The organism is Sphingomonas psychrotolerans (assembly GCF_002796605.1).
In the GTDB taxonomy this organism is placed as follows: Bacteria; Pseudomonadota; Alphaproteobacteria; order Sphingomonadales; family Sphingomonadaceae; genus Sphingomonas; species Sphingomonas psychrotolerans.
In genome coordinates this window covers 3,690,494-3,712,051 of the sequence record NZ_CP024923.1, presented here as the reverse complement: position 1 = coordinate 3,712,051, position 21,558 = coordinate 3,690,494, and the positions used below count along the sequence as shown (strand labels likewise).

At 66.9% G+C, this 21,558-nt stretch carries 19 protein-coding genes; 12 read left to right on the top strand and 7 right to left on the bottom strand.

From position 1 onward, the window contains the following. Positions 1-98: 98 nt before the first annotated feature. The 6 genes from uxaC to CVN68_RS16925 are packed head-to-tail and all read right to left on the bottom strand — an operon-like array spanning position 99 to position 5,769. Complete coding sequence (gene uxaC / locus CVN68_RS16950; protein ID WP_100283242.1) at positions 99-1,523, bottom strand: glucuronate isomerase; 1,425 nt, start codon at positions 1,521-1,523, stop codon at positions 99-101. A 4-nt stretch (positions 1,524-1,527) separates the two neighbouring features. Continuing rightward, a complete protein-coding gene (locus CVN68_RS16945) occupies positions 1,528-2,298 on the bottom strand; it encodes an SDR family NAD(P)-dependent oxidoreductase (RefSeq protein WP_199560111.1) in 771 nt (256 codons plus the stop codon). Further along, complete coding sequence (locus tag CVN68_RS16940; RefSeq protein WP_100283241.1) at positions 2,288-3,508, bottom strand: UxaA family hydrolase; 1,221 nt, start codon at positions 3,506-3,508, stop codon at positions 2,288-2,290. Before CVN68_RS16940 ends, CVN68_RS16945 begins: the two co-directional genes overlap by 11 nt. Then, a complete protein-coding gene (locus CVN68_RS16935) occupies positions 3,501-3,821 on the bottom strand; it encodes a UxaA family hydrolase (protein ID WP_158298928.1) in 321 nt (106 codons plus the stop codon). Before CVN68_RS16935 ends, CVN68_RS16940 begins: the two co-directional genes overlap by 8 nt. Then, the gene (locus CVN68_RS16930; RefSeq protein ID WP_100283239.1) at positions 3,818-4,471 is read right to left on the bottom strand and encodes an RraA family protein; all 654 of its coding nucleotides are present in this window, start codon (positions 4,469-4,471) and stop codon (positions 3,818-3,820) included. The genes CVN68_RS16935 and CVN68_RS16930 overlap by 4 nt, the downstream gene beginning before the upstream one ends. After that, positions 4,468-5,769: an MFS transporter gene (locus CVN68_RS16925; RefSeq protein ID WP_100283238.1), complete on the bottom strand. Its 1,302-nt coding sequence runs from the start codon at positions 5,767-5,769 to the stop codon at positions 4,468-4,470. Before CVN68_RS16925 ends, CVN68_RS16930 begins: the two co-directional genes overlap by 4 nt. Before the next feature lie 198 nt (positions 5,770-5,967). Between CVN68_RS16925 and CVN68_RS16920 the strand changes: the two genes are divergently transcribed. Then, on the top strand, positions 5,968-6,684 hold the full coding sequence (locus CVN68_RS16920) for a FadR/GntR family transcriptional regulator (RefSeq protein WP_158298927.1): 717 nt from the start codon (positions 5,968-5,970) through the stop codon (positions 6,682-6,684). Here CVN68_RS16920 and CVN68_RS16915 read toward each other — a convergent pair. After that, the gene (locus CVN68_RS16915; protein ID WP_233503398.1) at positions 6,681-8,315 is read right to left on the bottom strand and encodes a rhamnogalacturonidase; all 1,635 of its coding nucleotides are present in this window, start codon (positions 8,313-8,315) and stop codon (positions 6,681-6,683) included. The genes CVN68_RS16920 and CVN68_RS16915 overlap by 4 nt on opposite strands. 85 nt (positions 8,316-8,400) lie before the next feature. On the opposite strand from CVN68_RS16915, the gene CVN68_RS16910 reads away from it, so the two are divergent. The 11 genes from CVN68_RS16910 to CVN68_RS16860 all read left to right on the top strand — a co-directional run bounded on the left by CVN68_RS16910 (position 8,401) and on the right by CVN68_RS16860 (position 21,454). Continuing rightward, the gene (locus tag CVN68_RS16910; protein WP_100283236.1) at positions 8,401-9,537 is read left to right on the top strand and encodes an enolase C-terminal domain-like protein; all 1,137 of its coding nucleotides are present in this window, start codon (positions 8,401-8,403) and stop codon (positions 9,535-9,537) included. 520 nt (positions 9,538-10,057) lie between these two features. Next, positions 10,058-10,339, top strand: coding sequence for a TrbC/VirB2 family protein (locus tag CVN68_RS16905; protein ID WP_233503397.1), 282 nt, complete (start codon positions 10,058-10,060; stop codon positions 10,337-10,339). A gap of 1 nt (position 10,340) precedes the next feature. After that, positions 10,341-10,625 carry a type IV secretion system protein VirB3 gene (locus CVN68_RS16900; RefSeq protein ID WP_100282388.1) on the top strand — a complete coding sequence of 95 codons (285 nt, stop codon included), beginning with the start codon at positions 10,341-10,343 and terminating at the stop codon, positions 10,623-10,625. Then, entirely contained in the window at positions 10,604-12,958 is a 2,355-nt protein-coding gene (locus CVN68_RS16895) for a VirB4 family type IV secretion/conjugal transfer ATPase (RefSeq protein ID WP_100282389.1), read from the top strand. The genes CVN68_RS16900 and CVN68_RS16895 overlap by 22 nt, the downstream gene beginning before the upstream one ends. Next, positions 12,955-14,196 carry a type IV secretion system protein gene (locus CVN68_RS16890; protein WP_100282390.1) on the top strand — a complete coding sequence of 414 codons (1,242 nt, stop codon included), beginning with the start codon at positions 12,955-12,957 and terminating at the stop codon, positions 14,194-14,196. Before CVN68_RS16895 ends, CVN68_RS16890 begins: the two co-directional genes overlap by 4 nt. Then, the gene (locus CVN68_RS16885) at positions 14,193-14,987 is read left to right on the top strand and encodes a virB8 family protein (protein WP_100282391.1); all 795 of its coding nucleotides are present in this window, start codon (positions 14,193-14,195) and stop codon (positions 14,985-14,987) included. The genes CVN68_RS16890 and CVN68_RS16885 overlap by 4 nt, the downstream gene beginning before the upstream one ends. Continuing rightward, positions 14,984-15,673: a TrbG/VirB9 family P-type conjugative transfer protein gene (locus tag CVN68_RS16880; RefSeq protein WP_100282392.1), complete on the top strand. Its 690-nt coding sequence runs from the start codon at positions 14,984-14,986 to the stop codon at positions 15,671-15,673. The genes CVN68_RS16885 and CVN68_RS16880 overlap by 4 nt, the downstream gene beginning before the upstream one ends. After that, a complete protein-coding gene (locus CVN68_RS24050; protein ID WP_233503396.1) occupies positions 15,673-16,758 on the top strand; it encodes a TrbI/VirB10 family protein in 1,086 nt (361 codons plus the stop codon). Before CVN68_RS16880 ends, CVN68_RS24050 begins: the two co-directional genes overlap by 1 nt. After that, a complete protein-coding gene (virB11, locus tag CVN68_RS16870; RefSeq protein ID WP_100283235.1) occupies positions 16,755-17,750 on the top strand; it encodes a P-type DNA transfer ATPase VirB11 in 996 nt (331 codons plus the stop codon). Before CVN68_RS24050 ends, virB11 begins: the two co-directional genes overlap by 4 nt. Positions 17,751-17,891: 141 nt before the next feature. Further along, the gene (locus tag CVN68_RS16865) at positions 17,892-19,730 is read left to right on the top strand and encodes a methyl-accepting chemotaxis protein (RefSeq protein ID WP_100283234.1); all 1,839 of its coding nucleotides are present in this window, start codon (positions 17,892-17,894) and stop codon (positions 19,728-19,730) included. Positions 19,731-19,849: 119 nt separating this feature from the next. After that, positions 19,850-21,454, top strand: coding sequence for an alginate export family protein (locus tag CVN68_RS16860; protein WP_233503395.1), 1,605 nt, complete (start codon positions 19,850-19,852; stop codon positions 21,452-21,454). Positions 21,455-21,558 lie beyond the last annotated feature (104 nt).

Here is a 21,558-nt window from a genome sequence, read left to right as displayed (position 1 = left end):
GAGTGGGAAGGATGAGAGGGCCGTGAGACTCACTCCCCCTCACCCTTCCGCCGACTAAAGTCGGCTCCCTCCCTCTCCCACAAGGGGAGAGGGAAAGCTCACAGCCGATACGCCGCCTTCACCAGATTGTACGCAAGGTCCTTCGCCACCGCGAAGGCCTCGTCGCGCTCGAGACGATGTTCGGCGACCAGCCGGGCGAGGAAGCCGCAGTCGACGCGGCGGCTCAGATCGTGCCGCGCGGGGATCGAGAAGAATGCCCGGGTATCATCGTTGAAGCCGACGGTGTTGTAGAAGCCGCCGGTCTCGGTCACTTGCTCGCGAAAGCGCCGCATCCCCTCAGGACTGTCGTGGAACCACCATGCCGGCCCGATCCTCAGCGCCGGATAATGGCCGGCGAGCGGCGCGATCTCGCGCGCATAGGTGCTTTCGTCGAGCGTGAAGAGGATGATCGTCAGGTCGCGTTCGTTGCCATAGGCATTGAGCAGCGGCTTGAGCGCGCGGACATATTCGGTCGGCGATGGCCAGTCGTCGCCCTTCGCCTCGCCGAAAGTGCCGGTGACCGCGGGGTTCTGGCTGCGCAGCGCGCCCGGGTGGATCTGCATCACCAGCCCGTCATCCACGCTCATCCGCGCCATTTCGGTCAGCATCTGCCCGCGGAACCGCTCGGCCTCCCCGGCGCTGGCCTGGCTCGAGACGATGCGGCCGTACAGTGCCGCAGCCTCTTCCTGCGGCAAATTCTCGGTGTGCGCGGTCGGGTGGCCGTGGTCGGTCGAGGTCGCGCCGCCATGTTCGATGAAATACAGCCGCCGCTTGCGCAGCGCCGCCAGATAGCCTTGCCACGTCCCGACATCCTCACCGGTGATCCGGCCGAGCTCTGGCAGGTCCTCGCGAAACCGCGGATGCTCGGGATCGGTGACGTTGTCGGGACGGAACGCAGTCATCACCCGGCCGCTCCAGCCGCTCGCCTTGATCGCCTTGTGATGGCGCAGATCGTCGAGCGGATTCTCGGTGGTCGCGATCGCCTCGATCCCGAACCGCTCGAACAATGCCCGCGGCAGAAATTCGGGCCGCTTCAGCTGCGCGTCGATCTGATCGTAGATCCGGTCGGCATTCGTCGGCGACAGGCGCTCGGTGATGCCGAGTATCTCGTGGAACGCATAATCGAGCCACATCCGGCTGGGCGTGCCGCGCAGCAGGTGGAAATTCTCGGCGAAGCGGCGCCAGATTTTCCGCGTGTCGGTCTCGGTCCAGCCGCCGTCGATCCGCGGCACGCCCAATTCCTCGAGCGGCACGCCCTGGCTGTAGAGCATCCGGAAGATGTAGTGATCGGGGATGATGAACAAGGTCGCCGGATCCGGAAACGGCTGGTTCTCGGCGAACCATGACGGATCGGTGTGCCCGTGCGGGCTGATGATCGGCAGATCCTTGACCGACAAATAGAGTTCGCGTGCGATCGCGCGGGTCTCGGGGTCGGCGGGCAACAGGCGATCGGGATGCGGCGCCAGCGGCGCTTCGATGGTCATGTATTCAGAATCCCTGGGATGCGCCGCCGTCGATCGGCAGCAGGACACCGGTGACGAACTTCGCGGCCGGCGAGCAGAGGTAGACCGCGGCGAGGCCGATATCCTCGGCTTCGCCGAAGCGCTGCATCGGCGTGCGCTGGAGGATGCGCGACGAGCGCGCCGGATCGCCGTCAAGCGCCTTGCGCAGCATCGGTGATTCGATCCAGCCGGGGGCGATCGCGTTGACTCGCACCCCCTGCCCGGCGACTTCGACTGACAGCGCACGGACCATGCCGACATAAGCCGATTTGGCCGCCGAATAGGCGATCACGCCGGGCATGCCGAGCATGGAGGTCATCGACGCGGTGAACAGGATGCTGCCGTGGCGCACCGCGAGCATCCCCGGCAGCACCAGCCGCGTCAGATTGTGCGCGGCCAGCACATGCGTGTCGAGCATGCCGCTGAATTCCTCGACGCTGGTGTCGACCGCCAGTTTCTTGAAATTGTGCCCGGCATTGTTGGCGAGGATCGAGATCGGCCCGACCCGTTCGCGGACCCGCTCGACCAGCGCAGCGATGGTGTCATAGGCAGTGACGTCGGCGACTTCCCAATGCGCGCCCTCGCCCAGTTCCTCGGCCGCGGCCTTGACCATCTCGGCGCGGCGGCCGACCAGCACGACCTGTGCGCCGGCTCCGTGCATCGCGCGCGCCATGCCGAGGCCCAGCCCCGATCCGCCGCCGGTGATCAATGCGACTTCGCCGTCGAGGCGAAAGGCGGATGCGGGATCAAGCGGCACTGCGGCACCCCCGATCGAGATCCGGCGTGTCCTGGTGCTTGTACATCACGAAATACTCCCTGTGCCCGAGCGCTTCGGGCTTGCTCGGCATCCCCCCGGCGACATCGGCGACCATCGCGCCCAGTTCGTCGGCGCATTGATCGAGCGTCATCTCGCCCGCCAGAACGCGGCCGGCGTCGAAATCCATGTCCTCGTGCATCCGGCTGAAAGTGCGGCTGTTGCCTGTCACCTTGATCAGCGGGGCGACCGGCGACCCGATCACGCTGCCGCGCCCGGTGATGAACAACACGATCTGGCTGCCACCCGAGATCAGATCCATGATCCCCTCGGTATCGTTGGGATTGGTGTAGCCGAACTGCATGAAATGCGCGTCGGGCACCGAATCCATCACCCACATGCCCGGCCAAGGCGGCGTCTCGCCGACCTTGATCACCCCCTGCAGCGGTCGCGATCCGCTCTTGGCGAAGGCGCCCATGCTCTTTTCCTCGATCGTGGTCAGCCCGCCCGCGAAATTGCCCGGCGACACCGAATATTGCCGCACCTCGCGGCAATAACGCTCGGCCTTGGCATAAGCCGCCTCCAGCTCACCGCGGGCGCGATCGTCGGCGGCCCGGTCGAGGATGATGTCACGCAGCCCGATCATCTCGACGATCTCCTCGCAGATCGCCGAGCCGCCGGCATCGACCACGCGATCGAACAGCCGCCCCACCGCCGGATTGCCGACCAGCCCGCTGGTGCCATCCGATCCGCCGCACTCGGCGCCGAGGATCAGATCGGCAAACCCCATCGGCACGCGCGGGGTCTCGCGGTGGATGCGGTCGCGCAAGCTCCGCACGATCGCCTTGCCCTTTTCGGTCGACGAGCGCGTTCCGCCGACATCCTGGATGAAGAAGGCGTCGGCCGGGCGCCCGCTTTTCTCCACCGCCTCGGCGATCCGCGCCGGCTGAGTATATTCGCACCCCAGCCCGACCGACAGCACCGCGCCGACATTCGGATGCCGCGCCAGCGACAGCACCAGCCGGATGGCATATTGATTGTCGTAGCAGCCCGGAAAGCCGATGACCTGAACATCGTCCTCGCCCGCGGCGATGGCGTGGGCGACATGCGCGGCGCACTGGACGGTGTAGATCACCAGCACGAGGTTGCGCACGCCCTTGCGCCCGTCGGGACGCAGCCACCCGCTCCAGCTGCGATCGAACACTTCAGTCATAGCGCATGTCCTTCCCCGCGCCGGTGATCACGTCGAAATCACCCGAGCGCTCGTCGAAGCCGCTGATGCAATTGTGCAGATGGACCCAGTCGCCGCGCGCGATCGCGGCGCTGGCGGTGCCGATCGGGATGCCGAACTTCACCACTGCTTCGCCGGCGGCGATATCGGCGACCGCGACCTTGTGTCCCAACGCGATCGGCCGGAGCAGGGCGACATCGCCGCCCGCCTCGCCGTGCAGCACCACGCGGTCTTCGGCGTCGCCGAGCAAGGTCGCGACATTGTCGGCCGCGTGGATCTGGAAGGCGGTGGTCACAGGATGCCGTATTTCAGAAAGGCGTCGGTGCTCGACATACCGGCATCGATCTCGCGGCGCACCAGTTTCTCGCCCCGCGCCTTCTCCAGCGCGCGGTCTACCACCTCCTGCTCGACTGCGCGCGGGATGACCAGCACCCCGTCAAGATCGCCGAACACGAGGTCGCCGGGCTGGATCGCCACCTGCCCCACCTCGATCGGGCAGCGATAGTCGATCACCTTGGTCCGCACCCCCGAATCCGCCGCGAACCGGCCGCGGCTGAACACCGGCCATTCCTGCTCGAGGATCTGCGGCGTATCGCGATGATAGCCGTTGATCGCCGCCCCGTTCGCCCCGCGCTGGCGCGCCGTCGCGGTGAGGATCTCGCCCCAATAGGCGCAGCGCATCGCGCCACCGCTGGCGATGTAGATGTCGCCGGGCTCGAGCTGGTCCAGCGCCTCGGTCAGCTTGCCGAAGGGCTGTGCCTGCGTGCCATAAACGTCGATCATCAGCACCGGCATCGCACGGCCGATCAGCTTCATGTGCGTCTGCATCGGCTGGATCGGCTGCGGCAGGAACTGGTGGACCAGCCCCAAAGTGTCGAGGATGTCCCCGACCACGGGGGTGTACAGCTCGGAACGGAACAGGTCGAAAAGTTCGGCGTCGGTCATCGGGTTTCCACGCGGAAGGAGCGGCGCAGGATCAGCGCCATGAGCAATACGGCGAGGGGATAGGCACACCCCGCCGCGATGAAGAGAACCATGTAGTTGCCGCCGGTGGCATCGAGGATGCGCCCCACGGCCATCGCGACGAACATGCCGCAAATGCCTGCCGCGAAGCCGCCGATGCCGATCACCGAGCTCACCGCGCGGGCGGGCAAAGTGTCCGATACGATCGTGTAGAGATTGGCCGAAAGCCCCTGATGCCCGGCCGCGGCGAGCGCGATCAGCAGCACCGCGCTCCACATGCTCGACACGCCGGACACGAACACGACCGGCATTGTGCACGCCGCCATCAACGCCATCGCCACGATCCGCGCAGGCACTGCGGGCATCCCGCCCTGCACCAGCCGCGACGAGATCCAGCCGCCAAGGATGCTGCCGACATCGGCGACCAGATAGATCGTCACCAGCGGCGCGATCGACGTCATCATGTTCATGCCGAAGCGGGTGTGGAGGAAGCCGGGCACCCAATTGAGATAGAACCACCAGACCGGGCTGGTCAGCAGCATGCCCAAAGCATAGGCGCAGGTGCCGCGATAGCGGAGCAGCGACAGCCACGGCACGCGTTCCGGGCTCGGTTCGTCGCCGCTGCGGATATAAGCGAGTTCCTCGGCCGAGACGCGACGCTGCCGCTCGGGCACTTCGTAGAAGCGCAGCCAGAGCACCAGCCAGATAATCCCGAGCGCCCCCGCGATCAGGAACGCCGCGCGCCAGCCGACCAATGCGACGACGAACGGCAGCGAGATCGGCGTGACGATCGCGCCGATATTGCTGCCGGCGTTGAACAGGCCGGTCGCGAAGGCGCGCTCTTTGGCGGGAAACCATTCGCGCACCGCCTTGATCGACGCCGGGAAATTGCCGCCTTCCGAAAGGCCCAGCGCGCCGCGCGCGAACTTGAATCCGATCACGCTCGACATCAGCCCGTGCAGCGCCGCGCTGATGCTCCAGCCGGCGACCGCCAGACCCAGCCCGCGCCGCACGCCGATCAGATCCATCATCCGCCCGCCGAACAGATAGCCAAAGGCATACATCAGCGAGAAAGTGGCGACGATGTCGCCATATTCGGTTTCGGACCAGCCGAGTTCAGCGTCCAGCGTTGGCTTCAACAGGCCGAAGATCTGCCGGTCGATGTAGCAGATGGTGGTCGATGCGAAGAGCAATGCGACCACCACCCAGCGATACCGTCCCGCGGGCTTCGCAGCCGGCGCCGTGATCGTCGCGGCTGGCGCGCTGACGATGGGGGTCATGGGGGTTGCTTCCTCTCCGGACCGCAATTTCCGCACGACGCGATTGCCATCCTGTATTACAGGTTTGGAGCATTTGAGTAAGCAAGGCAAGCCAGTTTTTGCTTTGCGCACGCTGGGCCGCTGCTAATGCGGTAAGACAGGCTGGGCATACGGCGCGCTCTGGGGAGAGATGATTTGCCGGCGATCGCGAATGAAACCGTGACCGTTCCTTCGAAAAGCGGACTGGTCGATCTAGTGATCGAATATCTCCGCGATCACGTCGCGACCGAGCGCCTGCGCCCTGGATCGAAACTGCCGAGCGAGACAGCGATCAGCACCACTCTGGGCGTCAGCCGCCCCGTGGTTCGCGAGGCGATGCGCGCGCTGGCGGGCACCGGGTTGGTCGAAATGGCAGTCGGCAAGCGGGCGACGATCGTGTCGGTCGACGGCGAGATGATCTCGCGCGTGATCGAAAACGCCGTGCTGATTGGCCAGGCGGGCGCGCCCGACATCCTCGAAATGCGTCGCGGTATCGAGATCACCATGGTCACCCTCGCCGCATCGCGCCGCACCGATGCGGAGGCCGCAGCGCTCGGGGCGATCATCGAGGAAATGGCCGGGCTGCTCGGCGACGCCGATCGCTACGCCGAACTCGACATGCGCCTGCACATGACTTTGGCCAAGGCGACCGGCAACCCGCTCTATCCCTTGCTGATCGAGGCGTTCCGCCAGCTGATCCAGGCGTCGATGCTCGAGGGGCTCGAACGCTGGGCGGCCACGCCCAAGCTCCAGCGCGTTCAGGACCTGCACGTCGAGATCGTCAAGGCGGTGATCGACAAGGATCCCGGCCGGGCCGGGCAGGCGATGGCGCAGCATTTCGACGACGCGATCAACGCGATCCTGGGTCCGCTCGTCGACGATGGCCCGAACGGCTAGCCGATCCACGCGACGCTGCCGATCTGCACGTCGCTGCTGCCGGTCGCCTTCACTGCAAGCGCGGCCGGCGCCGATGCGCGCACCCCATGGATCTGCGCGCCGGCCACATCGTCGAGCACGATCGCGGGTCGTGCGTCGGGCTGGTCGGTGGTGAAGCTCACATCCTTCGCCGCCACGCCGCGTGCGTGCCGGACGTAGAGCCCGAATGCCGGCAACGTTCCCATGAAACTGGGTTCCAGACTCGAATTGCGCCGCTCCGGGGGAATGCGCGCCGCATCCTCGGGCGTGCCGCCACCCGAACAGCGGACATGGACATTGGTCAGTGTGACGTCCTCGATCGCCTTGTCCTCGATCCCGACCACGCCGCACGGATAGCGCCCGTCGGCGCCCGATACGTTGATGTCCGAGAAGCGCACGCGCCGCACCGTCGCGACCGGCGCGCCTTCCGGCGCGCGCTGGCGGGCGGAGAGGCGGACGAACAAGGGGTGGTTGACGATGTTGCGCATCGTGATGTTGGAGAAGGTGACGTCCTCCAGCGTGCCGCCGTCAATCGCGCCCATCTGCAAGCCGCGGCTGTTCTCGCAAGTGCAGTCGGTCACCAACACGTTGCGAAAGCCGCCGACGCTGTCGGTACCGAGCTTGATCCGGCCGAGCACCCCGACCTTGTCGGTCGAGACATAATCGGATTTGCGATAGCTCCCGTCGAACATCGCGCCCAGCGCATAGCCGCTGGTCTTGCACCCGATCACCGTCAGGTCCTCGCAGACGATCCGGCGATTGAGCGCGTACGAACTCTTCAGGCAGATCGCGTCGTCCTTGTGCGCATTGACGATGCAATTGGCGACGCGGACGTTGCGGCAACAATCGATATCGATGCCGTCGCGATCGGTGTCGACGGTCAGATTGTCGATCGTCACGTTGCTGCAGCCCAGCACATAGACTGCGAAATGGCCGCCCTGCAGCACGGTGAAGTCGCGCAGCAGCACGTTGCGGCTTTCCTTGAACGCCACTGCCTTGTTGCCGCGCCCTTGCTGCTCGCGCTCAGCCGGATCGGTCAGCCGCGCCTGCTCGGGGGTAAGGCCCAGCGATTGTGGCAACCGGAAACCGGGCATGCCGTGCCAGCGCGGTCCCGGCCCTTCGCGCTCGAGCCCCAGCCCGTGGATCAGCCCCTTGCCGATGATCGCGACGTTGTTGACCCCGTCGCCGTAAATCAGGCTGGTATGGTTATGGTACACGCCGAAATCGGTGAACTGCTCCTCGAAGGCCCCTTCGGGCAGGTCGTAATGGCGGCCATGCGTATCCGGATCGGCGGCGACGATCACCGATCCGGCGGACAATACCAAAGTGATGTTGTCCTTCAGCCGGATCGAGAAGCAGAGATAGCGCCCCGGGGGCACGATCACGGTGCCGCCCCCTGCCCGCGCCGCGGCGGCGATCGCGCGGTTGATCGCCGCGCTGTCGATCGCCCTGCCGTCGCCCTTCGCGCCATAATCGCGCACGTCGTGGAAGCTGCGGAGCGCCCCGCTCGCCCGCACCGGCAGCGCCGCGGTGGCGAAGGCGGCGCCGAGCCCGAGCGTCACGGCGCGACGGCCGAACTCGGCATTGGCCAGCAGCAATGGCGATGCGCCCACCGGTCACTCCCCTGATTTTGATGTTGTGAGCCGGATGTAGCCGCCCTATCCTGTAAGACAAGTTTTATCGGGAGGGGAATGCGCGATGCGCATCGAGACGTTCGAGACCTGGATCTGCAAGCGTCCCAAGGGTCTGTTCGACGAAGACCGGCAGGGCGCAGCACCGATGCCGTGGAGCTACGGCGTCGGCAAGATCATTACGTCGGACGGGATCGAAGGCATCGCCACTTTCTGGGCGGCGCGATCGGGCGCGGTAACCGATGCCTATCTGTCCGACGTGATCGCGCCGGTGATCCTCGGGCGCAGCATCCACGACCGCGAGAAGATCTGGCACGATTTCTGGAACATCGACCGCCACGGCGCCTTCTTCCCGGTCTTCCTCCCCGGCCCGATCGACGTGGCTTTGTGGGACGCCGCGGCGCGCACCGCCGAGCTGCCGCTGCACCAATATATCGGCAGCTACCGCACCAGCATGCCCGTCTATGCCAGCAGCCTGTGGCTGCCCGGGGTCGACGATTATGTGCGCGAGGCGCTGGCCTACAAGGCGCGCGGCTTCAAGGCGTACAAGGTTCATCCGTGCGGCCCCAGCGGCATGGACATGGAGATCCACGCCGCGGTGCGCGCGGCAGTCGGCCCCGACATGATCCTCATGAGCGACCCGGTTTCCGAATACACCCTGCACGAAGCGATCAAGGTCGCGCGGCACATGGAAAGCCTCGATTATTATTGGCTGGAAGAACCGTTCCGCGACTATGAGCTCGACAAATATGCCAAGCTCAGCGCCGCGGTCGATATTCCGATCGTCGGCACCGAAACCACGCGCGGCGGCCCGTGGGGAGTAGCGCAAGCGATCCGCGACAATGCCGTCGACATGGTCCGCGCCGACGTGTCGTGGAAGGGCGGGATCACCGGCACGCTGAAGGTCTGCCACCTCGCTGAAGCGCACGGGATGAACTGCGAACTGCACACCACGACGATGGGGCCGATGGACGTGGCCAACCTCCACGTCGCCTGCGCGGTGCGCAATTCGGAATATTTCGAGCTGTTCGTTCCCGAAGACACCTTCCAGGTCCCGATGAAGCAGAGCCTGCGCGATTTGATGGACGCCGACTGCAATATCCACGTGCCAACCGGTCCGGGCCTCGGCATCGATGTGGATTGGGACCTGGTCGACGACAATTGCGTGTCGCACCACCGGTTCACCGCACGCCCTGACGCCTGAATATCGCCTCACCAGCAAGGAGAGGCTGCCGCGGGCCGGTAGCCGCAAGGGAATCATGCGGTAGCCGCCCCGGCATGAATTGCTGTCCGTTGCCGGGGCGACGGCTGTCCCCCTAGCGACGGTTAGATGAACGAAAGCGATATGCCACCGGGAATGGGACCGGGGCGTGGCCGCATCGTTTCCGGGCCCTTCCGAAAGGGGCAGCCGGGGTGCCCGGTGCTCTCGTCCAGTTCTTGCGTCCCGGCTCTATTTCCGTTCGAATGCCGTCTAGGACTCGCGATATCATCTTTGCCGTCGGTTCGGCGGTGCGCCTCCCGGGCGAATAGCCCGGCGAAAAACACGGCGGCGAAGCTAGAATGATCGGCCGTCGGAAGCCGTCTTCGCGCGTACCGGCCCGTCCCGTGAAACGGGCTGAACATTCGCCTGTTGCAAAATATTGGCGTAATCGCATTGTTGGGGCAGGATTCGAGGGGTAGGCAAAGTGCGATTTCGGACAGTCTGGCCATATCTGGCCGCGTTGTTGAGCTTTGCCTCGGCGCTTCCCGCCGCCGCGCAGGATTCGCTGTCGGATCCCGCGGGATCGGGCGTGATCGTGTCCGCGGTGCGCTGGCTCGAGGGGACGTTGCTGGGAACGGTCGCAACCGTCGTGGCGGTGATCGCGGTCGCCACGGTGGGGCTGTTGATGCTCACCGGCCGGATCAACTGGCGCTATGGCGCAACGGTTATCCTGGGCTGCTTCATCCTGTTCGGCGCTGCCAGCATCGTCGCCGGGATCCAGTCGACCGCGCAACTGGGACAATAGGATGAACGGTCTCGAGCAAGACCAGTTGTTCGTCGCGCTCACGCGTCCGCAGATGTTCGCGGGCGTCACCTACAGCTATTTCATCGCCAATGCGGTCATCGCGACCGAATTGTTCCTGATCTTCAAGTCGCCCTGGGCAGTCGTGGTGGCGCTCGCCATTCATTTCGCGGGCGTGATCCTCTGCCTGCGCGAGCCGCGCTTCTTCGATCTGTGGCTGACCCGGCTCGGCCGCTGCCCGCGGGTACGCAACTATGCGATCTGGCGATGCAACTCCTACCGGCCCTGACCAGCGATCCCGGGGTCGTGCGGCGCGAGGCGCCGGCCGGGCGCCATTTGCCTTATGCCCGGCACGTCGACGATCGCACGATCGAGACGCGCGACGGGCTGCTGATGCAGGTGCTCCACCTGCGCGGCCTGTTGTTCGAGACCGCCGACACCGATGAGATCAACTATCGCAAGCGGCTGCGCGATGCGATGCTCCAGTCGATCGGGTCGTCGCGCTTCGCAGTCTACAGCCATGTCGTCCGGCGGCGCGTCGATGCGGGGCTGACCGCCGATTTCCCCGACGCCTTTTCGGCCCGGCTTGACGCGACGTGGAACGCGCGGCTCGCGCAGAAAAAATTGTACGTCAACGACCTGTTTCTGACCCTCGTCCGGCGCCCGTTGCCGGGTCGCATCGGCCTTCTCGACCGGCTGCGCGGCGGCACGACGGAGGCGAGCACCGGACATGAATTGCGCCAGCTCGACGTCGCCCGCGATGCGCTGCTCGCGGCTTTGGGCAGCTACGACCCGCGGCTGCTCGGCGTCTATCAGACGCCGCAGGGCACCTGTTCGGAACCGCTCGAATTCCTGTCGTCGCTGTACAATGGCGAGGTGCGGCCAGTGCTGCTGCCGCTGCAGGATCTCGGCGCCTATCTGCCCTATCGCCGGGTGAGCTTCGGCCAGGAGACGGTCGAGCTCGGCCCGACGGGCACGCTGGCGCGCAGCTTCACCGGGCTCATCTCGATCAAGGACTATCCCGGTCAGACCGCGCCCGGCATGCTCGACGAGCTGCTGCGGCTGCCGTTCGAGCTGACCGTCGCGCAGAGCTTCGGCTTCGTCGAACGGCAGGCGGCGCTGTCGAAGATGAACCTCGCGCTCCGGCGGATGCGCTCGGCCGAGGACGAGGCAGTGAGCCTGCGCGCCGACCTGTCCGGCGCCAAGGACGATGTTGCCGCCGGCCGCGCCGGTTTCGGCGAGCATCACATGACGATCGCGGTGCAGGGCGGCACGCCGGCCCAGGTCGACGAAGGCGTCGCCGAGGTCCAGGCGGTGCTCGCCGATATGGGGATCATCGCGGTTCGGGAGGAGATCGCCCTCGAGCCGGCGTTCTGGGCGCAATTCCCCGGCAATTTCAAATATATCGCACGGCGCGGCCTGATCTCGACGAGCAATTTCGCGGGGTTCGCCAGCGGCCACAATCTGCCGCAGGGGCGTGCCGCCGGCAATCACTGGGGCGATGCGGTGACTCTGCTCGAGACCACCGCCGCGGGTCCCTATTATTTCAATTTCCACCAGGGCGATCTCGGCAATTTCACGGTGATCGGGCCGTCGGGATCGGGCAAGACCGTGGTGCTCAACTTCCTCCTCGCCCAGGCGCGCAAATTCGCCCCGCGGATCATCTTCTTCGACAAGGACCGCGGCGCCGAGCTATTTCTGCGCGCGATCGGCGGCCGCTACGATCTGCTGCGCCCCGGCACGCCTTCGGGCCTCAACCCGCTGCAGATCGACGACAATCCCGCCAACCGCCAGTTCCTGATCGACTGGATCGCATTGCTGGCGGGCGGCGCCGACATCGAAGAGATTGCGCGGATCAAGGACGCGATCGACGCCAATTTCGGCCAGCCGATCGAGCAAAGGCGCCTGCGCCACCTCGCCGAACTGTTCCGTGGCGGCCACCGTCCGCATGGCGCCGATTTGTGGGCGCGGCTGCGCCCGTGGTGGGGCGAAGGCGAACGCGCCTGGCTTTTCGACAACGAAAGCGACGAGACCGATCTCACCGCCGACACGGTCGGCTTCGACATGACCCAGATCCTCGACGATCCGGCGATGCGCACCCCGGCGATGATGTATCTCTTCCACCGGGTCGAGGAGCGGCTCGACGGCACTGCGGCGATCATCGTGGTCGACGAGGGCTGGAAGGCGCTCGACGACGACGTCTTCGTCCGGCGGATCAAGGATTGGGAAAAGACGATCCGCAAAAGGAACGGCATCGTCGGCTTCGCCACCCAGAGCGCGCAGGACGCGCTCGAGAGCCGCATCGCCAGCGCGATCATCGAACAGGCCGCGACCCAGATCTTCATGGCCAACCCGAAGGCGCGCGCCGACGATTATGTCCACGGCTTCGGCCTGACGCCGCACGAGTTCGAGCTGATCCGCACGCTTCCTGACAATGCCCATTGCTTCCTGATCAAGCATGGCAACGAGAGCGTCGTCGCCCGGCTCAACCTGACCGGCGAGCGCGACCTGCTCACCATCCTGTCGGGGCGCGAACGCACCGTCCGGCTGCTCGACGACATCCGCGCCACCAGCGGCGACGATCCGGCGGACTGGCTGCCGCGCCTGCTGGAAGTGGCATGAGCATTCCCTGCCCCGGCGTGGTCGACGACGCGTTCCTCCAGAGCGTGCTCGGCTTTGTCGACTGCCAGGCCCAGACGCTCGGCGCTGCCGGCTATCAGGCGCTGTCGGCGCCAGGATCGCCGCTGTCGCTGTTTCTCACCGGGCTGCTCACTCTGTTCGTTGCGTTCGTCGGCTATCGCATGCTGCTGGGCGAAACGCCGGGGATGCGCGACGGCGTACTCGCTCTGGTCAAAGTCGGCATCGTGCTGGCGATGGCGACCAGCTGGCCGGCCTATCGGACCCTGCTCTACGACACCGTCTTCCATGGACCCGCCGAACTGGTCTCCAGCGTTGGCGCGCCGGCCGGCCTCCCCGGCACGACCGGCGGCATGGCCACGCGACTCGAGCTCGTCGATCAGGCCTTGCTCGCACTTGGGCGACTGGAGATCGCCGCCGTCAACACGACCGGCGAGATCCGCGTCGTCGACGGCCGCGAAGTCGTGGTGCCGCCGCCTCAGCGCGATCCGCAGACCATCTTCGGCCCGACTGCATTGGGCACCGCACGCTGGGTGTTCCTGACCGCCACCATCGCCGCCTTCGCCTCGGTCCGGCTACTCGCCGGCCTGCTGCTCGCGCTCGGCCCCTTCTTCGTAGCCTTCCTGCTGTTCGAGGCGACGCGCGGCCTGTTCGACGGGTGGATACGCGCGCTCGCTGCGGCGATGCTTGGCGCAGTGGCCGCGACGTTGCTGCTCGCGGTCGAGCTTGCCTTGCTCGAACCGTGGCTGACGGAGCTGATCGCGCGGCGCGAGGCGACCTTGCCGATCGGCGGCGCGCCGACCGAGCTGTTGGCGGTGACTTCCGCCTTCGCGCTGGCATTGGTCGCCGGGCTCGGCATGGCGGCGCGACTGGCCGTCGCCTTCCGCCTGCCGCCGCGCTGGCGGACCGTGCCGGCACAGATCATCGCCGATCTTCGCGCCGACAGTCGCGCCCGCGCGCCGCTCGCCGAACGCCACGCGCACACCCCCGCCGAGCAATTGTCGCGCGCCGCCGCGGTGGCCGAGGCCGTGGCGCATAGCCAGCGCCGTGAGGCAGCGGCTGCCGGTACCGGGGTCGGCGGCATCCCGGCGCAGGCTGCGATCAAGACCGCCACCGGGCGCGACATGCCGGCGGCGGCGCCGGCACCGCTCGGCCAGAGCCACCGCCGTCGAACCCAGAGCCGGGTCTCCGCGGGTGCGGCGCGAAGGGACAGCAACGCATGAAGAACAAGGCGCGCGAAGCGCTCGACGCTTATTATCGCGAGGCCGGGAGCTGGGCGGAGGACCGGCAAACGACCTTGCGTGCCTCGCGCCGCGCCGCGTGGATCGTTGCAGCCATCGCCACTGCGGTCGCGCTGATGCTCGCGCTCGCGCTGCTGCTCCTGATGCCGCTCAAGACGGTCGAGCCCTATACGTTGCTCGTCGACAAGCAGACCGGCTTCGTCCAGGCGCTCAAGCCGCTCGACCCGCAGCAGGTGAGTGGCAACACCGCACTCACCCAAAGCTTCCTCGTCCAATATGTCATCGCGCGCGAGAGCTTCGACATCTCCGCCGTACAGGCCAATTACCGCAAGGTCTCCTTGTGGTCGCAGGGCGACGCGCGCACGGCCTATGTCGCGAGTGTCCAGGCTTCCAACCCGGACAGCCCGTTGGCCAGGCTCCCCCGCAGCACGGTGATCGAGACGCGCGTGAAGAGCGTGTCGCCGCTCGGCCAGAACGCGGCTTTGGTCCGCTTCGACACGATCCGGCGCGATGCGGGCGGCCGCACCGAGCCGCCGCGGGCCTGGGTATCGGTGATCCGCTATCGTTACGCGGGCGAGCCGATGAGTCTCGAGGATCGCTTCGTGAACCCGCTGGGCTTCGAAGTGACGCGCTATCAGCGCAACGCCGAAGCCCCGCCGCCCCCCGAACCCGGCCCGACCGCGATGCCGCAGCCCCGCGCGACTCTGGCCCCGCTCGCGCCCGCGACTCCGCAGCCGGCGCCGCGTCCCGCCCGGCCCGAGGTGGAGTTGTGAGACGGTGGTTGGTCATCGCGCTGATCTTCGCGCCCGCGGCTGCACTGGCGCAGTCCGCATTGCCCCCGCTCCCGCCCAATCCGCGCTTCCAGTCGGTCGAATATAGTCCGGACACGGTGTTCACCCTGCGCGCGGCGCCAGGCTATCAGGTGGTGGTGGAGCTCGCCCCGGACGAGCGCATCGAGAATGTCGCGGTCGGCGACAGCGGCGCGTGGCAAGTCACGGCCAATCGCCGCGGCGATCGCCTGTTCGTCAAGGCAGTGCAGCAAGGAGTGACGACCAACATGACGGTGGTCACCGATGCGCGGCTCTATTCATTCGAGCTGGTGCCGCTGCCCGGGCCGACGCTCGACATGGCCTATGCCCTGCGCTTTCGCTATCCCGATCCGTCACCCGATCCGGCGAAGACCGCCGCCGAGACCGAAACCGGTCGCTACAAGATGCGCGGCAGCGAGGCGCTGATCCCGAGCGGCATGCACGACGACGGCACCCATACCTATATCGAATGGCCGCCGGGTCGCACACTGCCGGCGATCTATGCCGTCAACGACGCGGGCAAGGAGACGCTGGTCAACGGCATGATGCGCGAGGGCCGGATGGTGATCGACAGCGTCCAGCAGAAGCTGATCTTCCGCATCGACGACCGCAAGGCGACCGCCGTGCGCGTCGCGGCCGGGGGCCGCTGATGGCGACGGCACCTTCCACCGACCCCCGCACGGCCAGCGAAGCCACTGTCCTTCCGGCAGTCGCGCGGCCGCGATCGGGACCGCCGGTCTGGGCGATCATGCTCGGCGTCGCGCTGGTCGGGCTGCTGCTGTTCGTCGCGCTCGACGCCCGGCGCCGGTCACTGACGGCGCCCGCGGTGCGCGCGCGCTCCGCCGACCTCGTCACCACGCCGGCGCCCCCGCCCGCTTTATATGTTCCCCCCGAGCCCGCGCCGCCACCGCCCGTCATTCAGCCGGTGACGGTGGTGCAGCCGGCCCCGACGTACCGGGCCCCACCCCCGCCATCGCCGCAAGTCATCTACGTCCCCCAGCCGACGGCCGCGCCGGCACCCGCGCCGTTGCCGCCGCGGCGCGCGACGACCGAACCGGCGCTGGTGATCGACACCACCGGCCCCGCGCCGGCCGGCCCCAATGCGCAGGGCGGACCGCAAGTCCAGATGTCGCCGCTCGGCAATCCAGGCGGCAGCCTCGCCGGCGCGCGTGCCGGCGCCGGCGTGCTGGCCAATCGCGCGACGACGGTGCCGCAGGGCACGTTGATCCCCGCAGTGCTCGAGACCGCGCTCGATTCGACGCGGCCGGGGCTCGCCCGCGCGATCGTCTCACGCGACGTTCGCGGCTTCGACGGCAACCGGGTGCTCATCCCGCGCGGCAGCCGGCTGATCGGCGAATATCGCTCGGACGCCGAAGCCGGCCAGAACCGCATGCTGGTCAACTGGATCCGGCTGATCCGCCCCGACGGCGCGACGATCGCGATCGGCTCGCCGGCAGGCGATACGCTCGGACGCGGCGGCATCCGGGCCAGCGTGAACACCCATTTCTTCGAGCGCTTCGCAGGGGCGATTCTGCAATCCGCGCTCGACGTGGGCGTCAATCTCGCCTCGCGCTCGGTGGATTCCTCCGTCGTCCTCCTCCCAGGCGGCGGGCTTCAGGGCGGGGTGATGCGCTTTCCCAATCAAATCCGGCCGACGCTCAAGGTCAAGGCGGCGACCAGCATCTCGATCTTCGTCGCCCGGGATCTCGATTTCACCGGCGTCGAGGGGCGATGACCGGCGCCGCGGCCGAGCGCGAGGGGCAGGTCTATCTTCGCTCCTACCTGGCGCCGCTGACCGGCATGCTCGCGCGGCCCGACGTCACCGACATCTACGTCAACCGTGCACACGAAATCTGGGTGGAGACGCTGGGCGGCGCGATCGAGCGGCACGAAGCCCCCGCGCTCGACAATGCGACGCTCGAGCGGCTCTCCCGCCAGATCGCCGCACTCTCCCATCAGGGGATCAGCCGCGAGCACCCCTTGCTCTCCGCCAGCCTGCCCGACGGCGCACGCGTGCAGATCGCCGCGCCGCCGGCGACCCGCGGACCGATGGCGATAGCGATCCGCAAACATGTCACTTCCGATCTGTCGCTCGCGGACTATGAAACGGCGGGCGCGTTCGATGCGACCCGCCACGGCAGTGAACGCGACGCGGTCAGCGCGCGGCTGGCGGAAATGCTCGCCGCGGGGGACATTGCCGGGATGCTCGCGGCGGCGGTGCGGGCGCGCAAGAACATCCTCGTGTCGGGGGGCACGTCGACCGGCAAGACCACCTTCCTCAACGCACTGATCCGCGAGATCCCCGCCGAGGAGCGGTTGATTCTGATCGAGGACACCCCCGAGCTTCACCAGCATCACGACAATCTGGTCGGGCTGCTCGCGGTGCGCGGCGCGCTCGGCGAGGCGCGGGTGAGCGCCACCGATCTGCTCGCCGCGTCGCTGCGCATGCGCCCCGATCGCATCATCCTCGGCGAGCTGCGCGGCGAGGAAGCCTATGCGTTCCTGCGCGCGGTCAACACGGGGCACCCCGGCTCGATGACCTCGGTCCACGCCGATTCGGCCGAGCGCGCAGTGGAGCAGATCGTGCTGCTGGTGCTCCAGGCAGGCACCCAGCTCGGCCGCGAGGACGTGCGTCACTATGTTCGCAGCACGGTCGACGTGTACGTCCATCTTGCGCGCAGCGGCGGCAAGCGGCGCGTCGCCGAAGTGGTGCTCGCAGCTGGCTAGATCCCGCGGCGCGAAAAGCGGTTCGAGCCTCCGCCAGATGCGCCGATCCGCGCGGTCTGCCGCGTAAGGAGAATCCCCTAACGCCGGGCCGCCGCCGCCGAACCCTCTATAATCACTGGATGAAGGTCCGGAGATAGAGTGATGGCGTTCCTTGCGCGCATGAATATCGGCAAGCGTATATTGATGATCGGTGCGGCCTCGCTTCTGGGGCTGGTGCTCGTGCTGGCATTGTCGATCGGCCGCCTCGATGCGGCGCTCACCCAGAGCTTCGACGAGCGCACGAAGCAGACGCTCGACGTCGCCTATAGCCAGTTCGACCGCTTTCAGGCCGAGGAACGGGCGGGCCGGATGACGCGCGAGCAGGCGCAGGCCGCCGCCAAGGACGCGATCCGGTCGATGCGCTTCGGCAAGGACGATTATTTCTTCATCCTCGATACCGATCACAACATGATCCTCCATCCGGTCAAGCCGGAGAAGGAAGGCAAGAACGTCGCCGACGGCACCGACGCCGACGGCAAGCATCATTATCGCGAGATGGTCGAGGCCGTGAAATCCGACGGCGCCGGCTTCATCTCGTACAATTACGAGTTGCCCGACGGCAAAGGCTCGAAGCCCAAGATTTCCTATGTCCGCGGATACAAGCCGTGGGGCTGGGTGATCGCGACCGGCGTGTTCAATTCGGAGATCCGCGCCGCGGTGAACGACGCGACAATGCGCCTCGGCGCGGTCGTGGTATTCGTCCTGCTCGGCCTCGCCGCGTTGATCCTCGTGATCAGCCGCTCGATCACCGCGCCGCTCGGCCAGATCACGGTACGGATGCGTACCCTCGCCGACGGCGACACCAGGGCCGAAATCCCGGGCGCCGATCGCCGCGACGAGATCGGCAACATGGCCGGTGCGCTCCAGATCTTCCGCGACAATGCCATCGCCAAGGCCGCGGCGGAAGCCGCCAAGGCACAGGCCGACGCCGATCAGCAGGCGATCGTCGCGTTGCTGTCCGAAAAGCTCGAGGCGCTGTCCGAAGGCGATTTGACCGGCACCATCTCGGGCAACGTTCCGCCCACTTACGCGGCGCTAAGCGGCAATTTCAACACTGCGCTGGGCAATCTGCGCGATCTGATCGCGGCGCTTGCCGACGCGTCGCAGAGCATCGAGAGCGGATCGAGCGAGATCGCTGCCGCCTCGGACGACCTCGCGCGCCGCACCGAGAGCAACGCCGCCAGCCTCGAAGAGACGTCCGCGGCACTTTCTCAGATGAACGCCCGATTGAAGTCGAGCGCCGAAGCGGCGGACCGCACCGTCGACCGCGCACAGCAGGCGATCGGGATCGTCGGCTCGGGCCGCGCCACCGCCGAGGAAGCGACCTCGGCGATGGATCGCGTCTCGGGCAGCGCGCAGGGCATCGACGACGTCATCGAAGGCCTCGACAAGATCGCTTTCCAGACCCGCGTTCTCGCAATGAACGCCGCGGTCGAGGCCGGCCGCGCCGGCGAGGCGGGCCGCGGTTTCGCCGTGGTCGCCGATCTGGTCTCGGCACTGGCGATGCGCGCCGAGGAAGAAGCCAAGCGCGCCCGCGAGCAGCTCTCCACCACCCAGAGCGAGATCCGCTCCGCCGTCGACGCAGTGCTCAAGGTCGATGCCGCGCTGGCCGAGATCACCGGCAGCGTCGAGCAGGTCCACCAGTTCGTCGAGACGATGGCGAGCGACAATCGCGCGCAATCCGCCACGATCGGCGAGATCGCCACCGCAGTGAACGTCATGGACCAGTCGACCCAGCAGAATGCGGCGATGGTCGAGCAGACGTCCGCGGCGGCGCGTAATCTCGCCGGCGAAGTCGTCGCGCTCACCCGTCAGTCGGCGCGCTTCAATGTGGGGACGACCGTCAAACGCCCCGCAGCGAAAGCGAGCCCGCCGGCGCAACGGGCGGCTCCCGCGTTCATCGCGGCGAGTCGCGCCGAACCCGAATGGGCCAGCTTCTAGCCAGCCCGATCTCTTCCGCAGCGCGCCGCCAGGGACGGAGCGCCCTCTCTACCCACTCGGTAGCCCGGATGCGCCGTGCGCGGCGTGCACGGCTCCCGCTGCCCTAGCTGGAAATACCAATGCTCCGTCCCCTCACCCGCCTCGCTTTCGGTGTCTCGCTGCTGGCGCTCACGATTGCGCCTGCCGCCGCGCAGACATTCACGCCGATCTCGACCGATCCGGCCGTGCCCGGAAACGAGATTCTGGTCATCGCGGCCTATAACGGATCGTCCGAGACGCCGGGCAAGAAGCAGGACGTGCCCCCAGCGCAGCCCGCCACCCCGCCAAGCGAGGCAACGCCCGAGCGCGCGCCCGCCAATCCCGCGGTCCGCGCCTATCCGCGCCAGGCCGATGGCCACGGCATCAAGCTCGGCGGCTACAATCTATCGCGCTGGGCCGAAGATTGGCGGATGATGCGCGATCCGAAGAAGCGCAAAGATTTCCTCGATCGTCTCAAATACCTGCCGATCGACGCAGCGGGCGATGTCTATCTGACCCTGTCGGGCGAAGTCCGGCTCAGGGCGGATTATTATTCGAATCCCGGCATGGTCGACTCGGAATATCGCGTCGAGGAAAAGCTGCGTCTCGTCGGCGGCGCCGACCTTCATGTCGGGCCGTTGCGTTTCTATGGCGAGCTCGCGCATGGCGGCCTTGCCGGGCATAATTACGGCACGCCGACTGCCAAGTTCCGCGATGACCTGTTTGCACAGCAATTCTTCGGCGAAGTCGGCGGCACGATCGGCCCGGTGACTCTCGGCGCGCGTTACGGCCGGCAGGAATTCACCGACGGCTCCTCGACGCTTGTCCAGCAGAAGGACAACAACTCGATCCGCACTGTCGAGCAGGGATTGCGCGGCTGGGCACAGCTCAGCGCCTTCCGCGTCGACCTGTTCGACTTCGAGCACGTCAAGCTCGGTACCAAAGGCCTCAGCGACGACATCCCCGATGCCCAGACCCGGTTCTCGGGCGTGACCGCAGGTGTGGTGCTGCGCGACGACAAGACCCACAAGCTGTTTCTGGATCCGTTCGTCTGGCGTGAGCGCAACGACAAGCAGCGCTGGGGCAGCATCACCGCCCGCGAGATTCGCCGCTATTACGGTGCGCGGCTGTGGGGCAGCTATGGCGATCTGACGCTCGACTGGACCGCCGCCCATCAGTCCGGCGAATTCGCTGGCCGTGCGATCAGCGCATGGAGCGTAGCCGCCGCGCAAACCTATGTCCTGAACAAGAAGGGCTGGGCGCCCAAGGTGGGCGTGCACTTCGATTACGGGAGCGGCGGCGGCAGCTTCGGCACGGGCACGATTCATGCGGCGCGTCCGGTCACCGCCGGCAGCGTAGCCTACAGCTATCAGGGCGCGCTGATGACCACCAATCTGTTCCAGGTGTCGCCCAACTTCACCGTTTCGCCCGCCAGGACGCTCGACGTGACCGTCGAGTATCAGCGCAGCTGGCGCCCGAGCGAGACCGACGCGGTCTATCGGGGTGCCGGCACCGCTTATGCCGGAACCCAACGGATCGTCGGCGATCATATCGGGGACGCGCTGCATCTCCAGGCGAGCTGGAAGATCACGCCGCGTCTCTCGCTAACCGGGCGCTGGGAGTATTTTGCAGCAGGCGATGTCCTCGAAGGTGTCGGCGTCGCCGACTCACATTATTTCGGCAGCTGGCTCAACTTCCGCTTCTGATGTGGTGCCATCGTCCCTCGCGCAACGAGGCACGATGGCATTCCGCTGAACCACGCTTCCGTCACATCGAACACTCTTGATACCTTATATCATCTCAGCTACCG

Excerpts from the sequence above, each read along its gene's own strand:
- uxaC (WP_100283242.1), bottom strand. The coding sequence starts at position 1,523 with ATGACCATCGAAGCGCCGCTGGCGCCGCATCCCGATCGCCTGTTGCCC.
- CVN68_RS16940 (WP_100283241.1), bottom strand. The coding sequence starts at position 3,508 with ATGACTGAAGTGTTCGATCGCAGCTGGAGCGGGTGGCTGCGTCCCGAC.
- CVN68_RS16930 (WP_100283239.1), bottom strand. The coding sequence starts at position 4,471 with ATGACCGACGCCGAACTTTTCGACCTGTTCCGTTCCGAGCTGTACACC.
- CVN68_RS16925 (WP_100283238.1), bottom strand. The coding sequence starts at position 5,769 with ATGACCCCCATCGTCAGCGCGCCAGCCGCGACGATCACGGCGCCGGCT.
- CVN68_RS16910 (WP_100283236.1), top strand. The coding sequence starts at position 8,401 with ATGCGCATCGAGACGTTCGAGACCTGGATCTGCAAGCGTCCCAAGGGT.
- CVN68_RS16900 (WP_100282388.1), top strand. The coding sequence starts at position 10,341 with ATGAACGGTCTCGAGCAAGACCAGTTGTTCGTCGCGCTCACGCGTCCG.
- CVN68_RS16895 (WP_100282389.1), top strand. The coding sequence starts at position 10,604 with ATGCAACTCCTACCGGCCCTGACCAGCGATCCCGGGGTCGTGCGGCGC.
- CVN68_RS16890 (WP_100282390.1), top strand. The coding sequence starts at position 12,955 with ATGAGCATTCCCTGCCCCGGCGTGGTCGACGACGCGTTCCTCCAGAGC.
- CVN68_RS16885 (WP_100282391.1), top strand. The coding sequence starts at position 14,193 with ATGAAGAACAAGGCGCGCGAAGCGCTCGACGCTTATTATCGCGAGGCC.
- CVN68_RS24050 (WP_233503396.1), top strand. The coding sequence starts at position 15,673 with ATGGCGACGGCACCTTCCACCGACCCCCGCACGGCCAGCGAAGCCACT.
- virB11 (WP_100283235.1), top strand. The coding sequence starts at position 16,755 with ATGACCGGCGCCGCGGCCGAGCGCGAGGGGCAGGTCTATCTTCGCTCC.
- CVN68_RS16865 (WP_100283234.1), top strand. The coding sequence starts at position 17,892 with ATGGCGTTCCTTGCGCGCATGAATATCGGCAAGCGTATATTGATGATC.
- CVN68_RS16860 (WP_233503395.1), top strand. The coding sequence starts at position 19,850 with ATGCTCCGTCCCCTCACCCGCCTCGCTTTCGGTGTCTCGCTGCTGGCG.